Genomic DNA, 7,508 nt, shown 5'->3' with positions numbered 1-7,508 from the left:
CTACGACGCGCAGGATTTGTTCCGCACACACCAAGACGAGATCGGCATCGAAATGGTCGATTTCAAACACATGGTCTATGTGCAGGAACGGGCACAATACGAACCAATTGACGAGATCGCTGATAAGGACGATGTGACCATCCTCAACATCTCGGGTACAGAACTGCGCCGCCGCTTGGCCGAAGGTCTTGATATCCCGGAATGGTTCAGCTTTCCCGAGGTTGTGACCGAGCTGCGAAAGACCCGCCCGCCGCGGTCGCAGCAGGGCTTCACCGTGTTCTTCACCGGTTTCTCTGGCTCCGGAAAATCGACGATCGCCAACGCTTTGATGGTCAAGCTGATGGAGATGGGCGGACGACCGGTGACGCTCCTAGATGGCGATATCGTGAGGAAAAACTTGTCATCCGAATTAGGTTTCAGCAAAGAACACCGCGATCTGAACATCCGCCGTATTGGCTATGTCGCCAGCGAGATCACAAAGAATGGCGGAATTGCCATTTGTGCGCCGATCGCGCCATACGCCACCACCCGCCGCGCGGTGCGCGAGGATATTGAAGAGTTTGGCGCGTTCATCGAGGTACATGTCGCAACAAGCCTTGAGGAATGCGAACGCCGCGACCGCAAAGGTCTGTACAAGCTGGCGCGTGAGGGAAAGATCAAAGAATTCACAGGTATTTCAGATCCCTACGATGTTCCAGAAACCCCCGAGCTACGGGTCGAGACTGAAAATGTCGAGGTCGACAACTGCGCCCATCAGGTGATCCTTAAACTGGAAAGCCTTGGATTGATTACAGGTCAGTAAACATGACTTAGAAGGGCTGGGGCATTACCAGCCCTTTTCTTTGGCTTGGCGATCTATCGCGCATTATAAAGTTGTTGCGCTCGCTACCTCTTACCGAACACCTCTTGGTGGCCCTATAATCGTGGTCGTTAATAGGTGCACTCTGACAATGCTGAATCGTTTTCTAATCGCTCTTGCGTTTTTTGCCCCAGCCTTGGTCGCCGCTGAGGTTTCGTGCGACGACAAATTTCAAATGGTCTGCATCGAAACTGTTCAGCGCGGTAATTCGGTCGAGTTCTACGCCGAAAACCGCTATGCTCTGCTGCCGGTCACAGTGAACATTGAACTGGAGGTGCAAAACCTGAACCTGCCGCCAAAAGACGCCAGCCCGTTTGTCTTGACCGGCAAAGTCCGCGTGCCCTTGTTTACCCTGTCGCAGCGGCAGAAAAACAGGGCATGGTCTTACCGATATACGTTTACGTGGAGCCGTGGAGATATCACAGCGCGCCATGATGACCGTCAGGCCTATCGTCTGCCATTCGCTCAAGGACAGGCGTTTACCGTCGGCCAAAGCTGCGACGGACGCTTTTCGCACATCGGTCCGCACCGCTATGCCATTGATTTCAACATGCCTGTAGGAACACCCGTCCACGCGGCACGTGATGGCATCGTCGTTGACGTGAAAGACGATTCAAAAACCGGTGGCGCCGGGCAAGAGTACCAGGATTACGGAAATTACGTGATCATCCAGCACGCGGATCGGACATTGGCACAATATTTCCACCTTAAACAAGGCGGCGCGCGCGTCAGATTGGGCGATAAGGTCCGCGTCGGAATGTTGATTGGATTCTCAGGAAACACTGGCCAATCAACTGGTCCGCATTTGCATTTCGATGTCGTTCGAGGAAGCCCGACCACCAAAAGCGAAACCTTGCCTTTTCGGTTTGCGACATCTCAAGGACCATCGCGCTGCCCCCAACAAGGAACAACGCTTCAAGCGCACGACTGACGCTGTTCAGTGCACCGTTACGGGCGCAAAATCGTTCTGGCGAGCCAGTGTAAAGGCAAGGTTTCGATCCTTCACCAATGCCAAGCGTTCACCGTCCGCGCGGTGAACGGCGTAGATTGTTTCGGTATCACCGACCTCGTCGCGTACATCGTCGGGCAGATCCGCAACGGCCACTGGGCGGACGTAAACAAGGTTGGACTGGTCTGCATCTTTGAAATCGAACGGCGTATTCATGGTCTACCCCTTCTTGATTTGGATTGTCTGAACCACGGTCTCTGGACGCGACAAGGTTAGATCGACATGCAGCAGCCCGTTTTCCATAATCGCCTCTCCCACTTCGACACCATCGGCGAGCACGAAACTGCGCTGGAATTGGCGCGCAGCGATGCCCCGGTGCAGGAACACCCGGTCGGCGCTATCATCTTGTTGCCGACCACGGATCACAAGCTGTCTGTCCTCAACGGTTATCGCCAGATCTTGTTCCCGAAAACCTGCGACAGCCAAAGTGATCCGGTACGATCCTTCCGAAGTCTGTTCTATGTTAAAAGGGGGGTATCCCTCGTTGCCGGATTTCGCGGTGCGTTCCAGCAAACGCTCGAGCTGTTCAAACCCGAGCAAATGGGGATAAGAGCCCAAAGTGAGTTTCGTCATCGACACGTCCTTTTGCGTAAGCGACTGTGTTATATCGGCCCCATTCTGGCGACCGGATTGGATGAAATATGGGGTCGCATTCGACAAGACGCAAGGGCTTTGCGGAATCGCTTTAAGCGGTTATCTTCTGGATCTCAGACACTTTTGAGGACTGCACAGCACCATGAATGCACCTACCGATCTGTCTATGAAAACAGATGACGTCCTAACGGTCGAACTTGAGGTGTTCCGCCGCGAACACCGGGATCTGGACGAGTCCATTCGCGCGCTGCAGCTCACCGGAACGGCCGACCAACTGACGTTGCAGCGGCTGAAAAAGAAAAAGCTCAAGCTTAAAGACAAGATCGCGCAGATTGAGGACCGATTGCTGCCCGATATCATTGCCTGAGCCATGCTCCGAGTTGCCCCCTGATCCGATCTGGCTATAGTGCGCGCTCCGAACACCTGAAGGGGCAATTTGCCATGTCAGAAACAATTAAAATCGGCATCATCATGGGTAGTCAGTCAGACTGGCCAACGATGAAAGAAGCCGCTGACATGCTCGACGCTTTGGACGTACCTTATGAGGCCAAGATCGTGTCTGCACACCGCACACCAGATCGTCTCTGGGACTACGGCAAGACAGCCGTAGATCGCGGATTGCAGGTGATCATTGCGGGTGCTGGCGGTGCGGCGCACCTTCCCGGCATGATGGCGTCCAAGACGCGTGTTCCGGTGATTGGAGTGCCCGTTCAAACCCGCGCATTGTCTGGGGTAGACAGCCTGTATTCGATCCTACAAATGCCGCGCGGCTTTCCAGTGGCGACCATGGCAATTGGTGCCGCCGGTGCCGCCAATGCCGGGCTGATGGCAGCGGGCATTCTGGCACTGCAAGATGCCGGTCTCGCAGCCCGACTAGACACATGGCGCGCAGACCTGTCGGCCTCAATCCCTGACGCGCCTTCTGACGACGGATAAACCGCATGACATTGTCTCTTCCTATCGGATCAACCATCGGCATCATTGGCGGTGGGCAGCTTGGCCGCATGCTTTCGGTTGCAGCCAGCCGCCTTGGTTTTCGGTGCCACATCTTTGAGCCGGGTGCCAATTGTCCCGCAGGTCAGGTTGCCGATCAGGTGACAACCGCCGCCTACGATGACGAAGCCGCATTACGCGACTTTGGCAGTTCCGTGGACGTCATCACCTATGAGTTTGAGAACATCCCGACAGCCGCACTGGACCTGTTACAGGATTTAGCCCCCATTCATCCCGGGCGCGAGGCATTGCGCGTCAGCCAGGACCGGTTAACCGAAAAGACATTCCTGCAAGACCTAGGGCTGAACACCGCGCCATTTGCAGACATCACCGATCGCGACAGCCTTGGTGCCGCGTTGACAAGCATTGGGACACCGTCGATCTTGAAAACCCGCCGCTTTGGGTATGATGGCAAAGGTCAAGCCAGGATCATGTCGCCGGATGACGCTGAGCAAGCGTTGGCCGATATGCAGAAGGCACCCGCCATTTTGGAAGGCTTCGTCGATTTCTCGCACGAGGTCTCCGTAATCGCAGCCCGCAGTCTTGATGGCGCAGTCGCCGCCTTTGACCCTGGTGAGAATGTGCACAGCGATGGCATTCTGCGTACCACAACCGTCCCTGCCCGGCTCACAGCCAGCCAACGCACCGACGCAGTTCTTCTGGCAGCCAAGATCGCGAATACACTGAACTATGTCGGTGTGATGGGGGTTGAACTTTTCGTAACATCGGATGGGTTGATCGTGAACGAAATTGCGCCTCGCGTACACAATTCGGGACATTGGACGCAGAATGGATGTGCCGTAGATCAATTTGAACAGCACATCCGCGCTATCACAGGTTTACCTTTGGGCGACGGGCAGCGTCATGTCGATGTCGTAATGGAGAACCTGATCGGGGACGACATGGATCGCGTTCCTGATCTTGCCAAAACGCCGGATTGCGCATTGCATCTTTACGGCAAGGCCGAGACCAAACCGGGCCGTAAAATGGGGCATGCGAACCGCATCAAGCGGGCCTGACGTTTGGGTTTATTGATTGGAGCATTCTGCGATACGAAATCAGCGCAGAAACCTGTCCGCCACCGGACCGGACATGTAGGCGACAACACCGCCAGCAATCGTCGCCACAACGCGCCGGGAGTGCGGGTCGAGCACGATAAGATCGGCGCGCTGTCCAGGGATCAGAGTGCCCCGATCCGAAAGGCCAAGAAGACGGGCCGGACCCTCGGACACCATGCGCCAGGCGGTTGCCAGATTACACAAGCCCAGCTCCTCAAGGCGGAATGCCGCACGAAGCGGGGACGGATAATGATAGTCCGATGCCAGGGCATCACACAGACCGTCACGCACGAGGTCGGACGCCGCGATATTTCCAGCGTGACTTGCCCCCCGAACGATGTTTGGCGCACCAAGAACAATATGTGCGCCATCGTCGCGGGCAGCTTGCGCCGCCTCAGCCGTCTCGGGAAACTCGCTAACGGTGGCACCGCGTGCCGCCCAGATATCGCGGTCTTCACGAGTGCTGTCATCATGGCTACCCATGACGATGCCTCGCGCTGACAGGCGCTCTGTCATGGCATCAAGCGCGCTAGGCACCTCGGACGTGCGCGCGTGTAGCTCCTGCATTAAGGCAAGATGGTTTTCCGGGCTGCGTCCACTTTTTAACGCTTGCCCAGTCAGGCGCGGTGGTTTGCGACCTTCGGAAAGTCGTTGATGTGGCAGGTGATCGTTGAATACGACATAGCAGATGCCGAACGTGTCTATTGCCGTTTCGGCGCGTGCGAATTCATCCATGAGATGCGTCTCAAGCCGTAGTTGCAAACGCAGATCGACAGCGACTGTCGGACGCACAGCGCACACACTCTCGAAGACATGTTCGGCAAAATCTGGCCCGCGCATACCCCCTTCCCAAGAAAAGAACTGTGCAAGAACGGCGGTTGTAATCCCATTGGCCGCCAATTCGGAGGCTACTGCGATGACCCCATGTTCCGCCTCACGCAGCGCGCCTCGACGGGGAGCCATATGCCGTTCAAAGCCGTCCCCATGCGGATCAACAATGCCGGGTAATATCATGTAGCCTGACAAATCGACCTCGCGCCCTAGGCCATTGATTTGCAAAGTCCCATCAGAAATATGCAAAGGCGCATGGCCCCACCCCTCGGGGGTCAAGACGTTGCCGCCTGTAAGTGTGCACTCAATGGTCATCCGCAGGCTCCGGGCAGATGCCGAAAATACAAACAAGCTCTTCGGTATTGATGGTTTGCGTCCAGTCCAGCTCTGGATCGAACCGCCCAGTGCGCAGAAACAGATCGACCTGTGCTATGACAGAAGGCGCTTGCATGATGAACGTGTGCGTTACCGGCATGGTCAGATGTGCCCGCATACCCTGAACCTTTGTCGACTCGACCGATACCTTGCCATCATCAGGCCCAGGGATCAGACTTGAAAAGAAGGGATTAAGTGACCGGTTTCCTGCGATAACGCCAAGGTCAAAAGTGACCGGCGGCAAAGATTTGGGCAGATCGTTGGGCGACGTGCCCAGTTGCAACCCGGCAGGGCCGTTGAGCCATTCAAAAAGTTCCAGTCCACCAAGTTCGTCCACCAATTCGCTGCCTTGATTGGGCGGTGCCAACATGACGATCCGACCCAAGTTTACCGGGCGGTTGTCTTGCATCCAGAAACGCAACAAAATTCCGCCCATAGAATGGGTAACAAAGTGCACACGATCGGCACCGCAATTTGTAACTGCCTCTGGAAGCGTTTCTTCCACAAGTGCTTGAACGCGGGCGGTGGTCGATGGATAGCCAGGTGCTTTGACAGTGTATCCTTTCGCCTCAAGAACGGATTCCATAAGTGCAAAAGATGTTTCCGTGCGGGCCAAGCCATGCAACAGAACCACGCAGTCCGCGCGCGCCGGAGCCACAGACAGCAACATGGTTGCCGTTGCAAAGGTTGAGAAGGCAAGGCGACGAAACATGCGCGTCAGATACGCTGTGCCGGCGATTTTAGAAAGGGCTTAGCGGCGCGACGTTACGGCCAAAAACACACCACCCAAAACCAGCAGCGCCGCCACGATCAGCCGCAAAGTAACGGTTTCCGACAAAAGTATCCCGCCGCCAACGATTGCGATCACCGGGACGGTCAGTTGCGTTACGGCCGCCGTGCTGCCTTTGAGATGAGGCAACACCGTATACCAGAGCGAATAGCCCAGTCCGGATGTCACGGCTCCGGCCAATACCGCCATCGACAGCCCAAATACGGTCGCCGAGGCAATCTGGATACCATCATGCAAGCCTGCCAAAAGGCCAGCGCCGAAAAGCGCAATCGCCGCCGAGATCACAAAATTCGCGGCGGTGGCCCCCAAAGCGTCAGATGTGCCACGCCCGTTCAGTGAATAGACGCCCCACGCGACGCCCGCGATGGCCATAAGGCTTGCATGCCAAAGGCTGGGTGCCGCTGCGTGGCCGGGCCATAGCAGCCAAAACAGCCCCCCAAAGGCGACCCCTGCCCCGAGCCAACGCCGTGTAGAAGGCCGCTCTCCGGTGATCAGTGCGCCGGCGAACATCGTGATTTGGACCAACCCGAATAGTATTAATGCACCCAAGCCTGCATCGAGGCTGTCATAGGCCATTGAGAAACCAAAAATATAAACAATGAGACTGGTCACGCCGACGCCGCGTCCAGGCCCACCCAGCACTAGCTTGCGATCACGCAAGAGAACCAAAACTGCCAAAATGGCCGCCCCGGCACAAAGCCGGACGACGCCAAATGCAACCGCGTCAATGTCCCCATGCAATAAGGCAACGCGATTCAGAATCGAATTCGACGCGAACGCAATCATGGTTAGGCTTGTGAGCAGCAGGATACGCATGCAGTTGGCTACCGTCTGTCGTCGGAAGACGCCAGACACGTTTTCTCACGACTGCGCTGCCAGAATTTTATGAGGTGACCCTAGATTCTTCGTACGAAGAATCTCTCCGGTGGCTGAACAATGAGTTAAGAATTAAAGACAAAAACAAACAAAGGCGCCCGAAGGCGCCTTTGCTATAAGTTT

Annotated in this window: 10 protein-coding genes; 5 read left to right on the top strand and 5 right to left on the bottom strand. The window is 56.0% G+C overall.

What is annotated here, in order from left to right:
* Both cysC and ACTG4M_RS10050 read left to right on the top strand, forming a co-directional pair.
* A partial coding sequence (gene cysC, locus ACTG4M_RS10055; RefSeq protein WP_439123521.1) for an adenylyl-sulfate kinase occupies positions 1 to 802 on the top strand: 802 nt, incomplete at its 5' end.
* A gap of 148 nt (positions 803 to 950) precedes the next feature.
* A complete protein-coding gene (locus tag ACTG4M_RS10050; protein WP_439123520.1) occupies positions 951 to 1,790 on the top strand; it encodes a M23 family metallopeptidase in 840 nt (279 codons plus the stop codon).
* 6 nt (positions 1,791 to 1,796) lie between these two features.
* Here ACTG4M_RS10050 and ACTG4M_RS10045 read toward each other — a convergent pair whose 3' ends face one another.
* Positions 1,797 to 2,024, bottom strand: a complete 228-nt coding sequence (locus ACTG4M_RS10045; RefSeq protein WP_439123519.1) for a DUF1150 family protein — start codon at positions 2,022 to 2,024, stop codon at positions 1,797 to 1,799.
* Positions 2,025 to 2,027: 3 nt separating this feature from the next.
* On the bottom strand, positions 2,028 to 2,441 hold the full coding sequence (locus ACTG4M_RS10040; protein ID WP_439123518.1) for an Hsp20 family protein: 414 nt from the start codon (positions 2,439 to 2,441) through the stop codon (positions 2,028 to 2,030).
* A 163-nt stretch (positions 2,442 to 2,604) separates the two neighbouring features.
* On the opposite strand from ACTG4M_RS10040, the gene ACTG4M_RS10035 reads away from it, so the two are divergent.
* From ACTG4M_RS10035 to ACTG4M_RS10025, 3 genes are all read left to right on the top strand, one after another.
* Complete coding sequence (locus tag ACTG4M_RS10035) at positions 2,605 to 2,829, top strand: YdcH family protein (protein WP_439123517.1); 225 nt, start codon at positions 2,605 to 2,607, stop codon at positions 2,827 to 2,829.
* Between the two features lie 74 nt (positions 2,830 to 2,903).
* Positions 2,904 to 3,398 carry a 5-(carboxyamino)imidazole ribonucleotide mutase gene (purE, locus tag ACTG4M_RS10030; RefSeq protein ID WP_439123516.1) on the top strand — a complete coding sequence of 165 codons (495 nt, stop codon included), beginning with the start codon at positions 2,904 to 2,906 and terminating at the stop codon, positions 3,396 to 3,398.
* 5 nt (positions 3,399 to 3,403) lie between these two features.
* Positions 3,404 to 4,474 (top strand): 5-(carboxyamino)imidazole ribonucleotide synthase, encoded by a 1,071-nt coding sequence (locus ACTG4M_RS10025; RefSeq protein ID WP_439123515.1) that lies wholly within the window; start codon positions 3,404 to 3,406, stop codon positions 4,472 to 4,474.
* 39 nt (positions 4,475 to 4,513) lie between these two features.
* On the opposite strand, the gene ACTG4M_RS10020 is transcribed toward ACTG4M_RS10025, so the two are convergent.
* From ACTG4M_RS10020 to ACTG4M_RS10010, 3 genes are read right to left on the bottom strand one after another with little or no spacing between them, the layout of a single operon-like run.
* Positions 4,514 to 5,659, bottom strand: a complete 1,146-nt coding sequence (locus ACTG4M_RS10020; protein ID WP_439123514.1) for an alpha-D-ribose 1-methylphosphonate 5-triphosphate diphosphatase — start codon at positions 5,657 to 5,659, stop codon at positions 4,514 to 4,516.
* Entirely contained in the window at positions 5,649 to 6,431 is a 783-nt protein-coding gene (locus tag ACTG4M_RS10015; protein WP_439123513.1) for an esterase/lipase family protein, read from the bottom strand. The genes ACTG4M_RS10020 and ACTG4M_RS10015 overlap by 11 nt, the downstream gene beginning before the upstream one ends.
* Positions 6,432 to 6,470: 39 nt before the next feature.
* Positions 6,471 to 7,325, bottom strand: coding sequence for a DMT family transporter (locus tag ACTG4M_RS10010; protein ID WP_439123512.1), 855 nt, complete (start codon positions 7,323 to 7,325; stop codon positions 6,471 to 6,473).
* Positions 7,326 to 7,508 lie beyond the last annotated feature (183 nt).

The sequence above is a fragment of the Marivita sp. genome, from assembly GCF_965656765.1.
Classification (GTDB): Bacteria; Pseudomonadota; Alphaproteobacteria; order Rhodobacterales; family Rhodobacteraceae; genus Marivita.
Note: the sequence above shows the minus strand (reverse complement) of the source record. Positions and strands in the feature narration are given on the sequence as shown.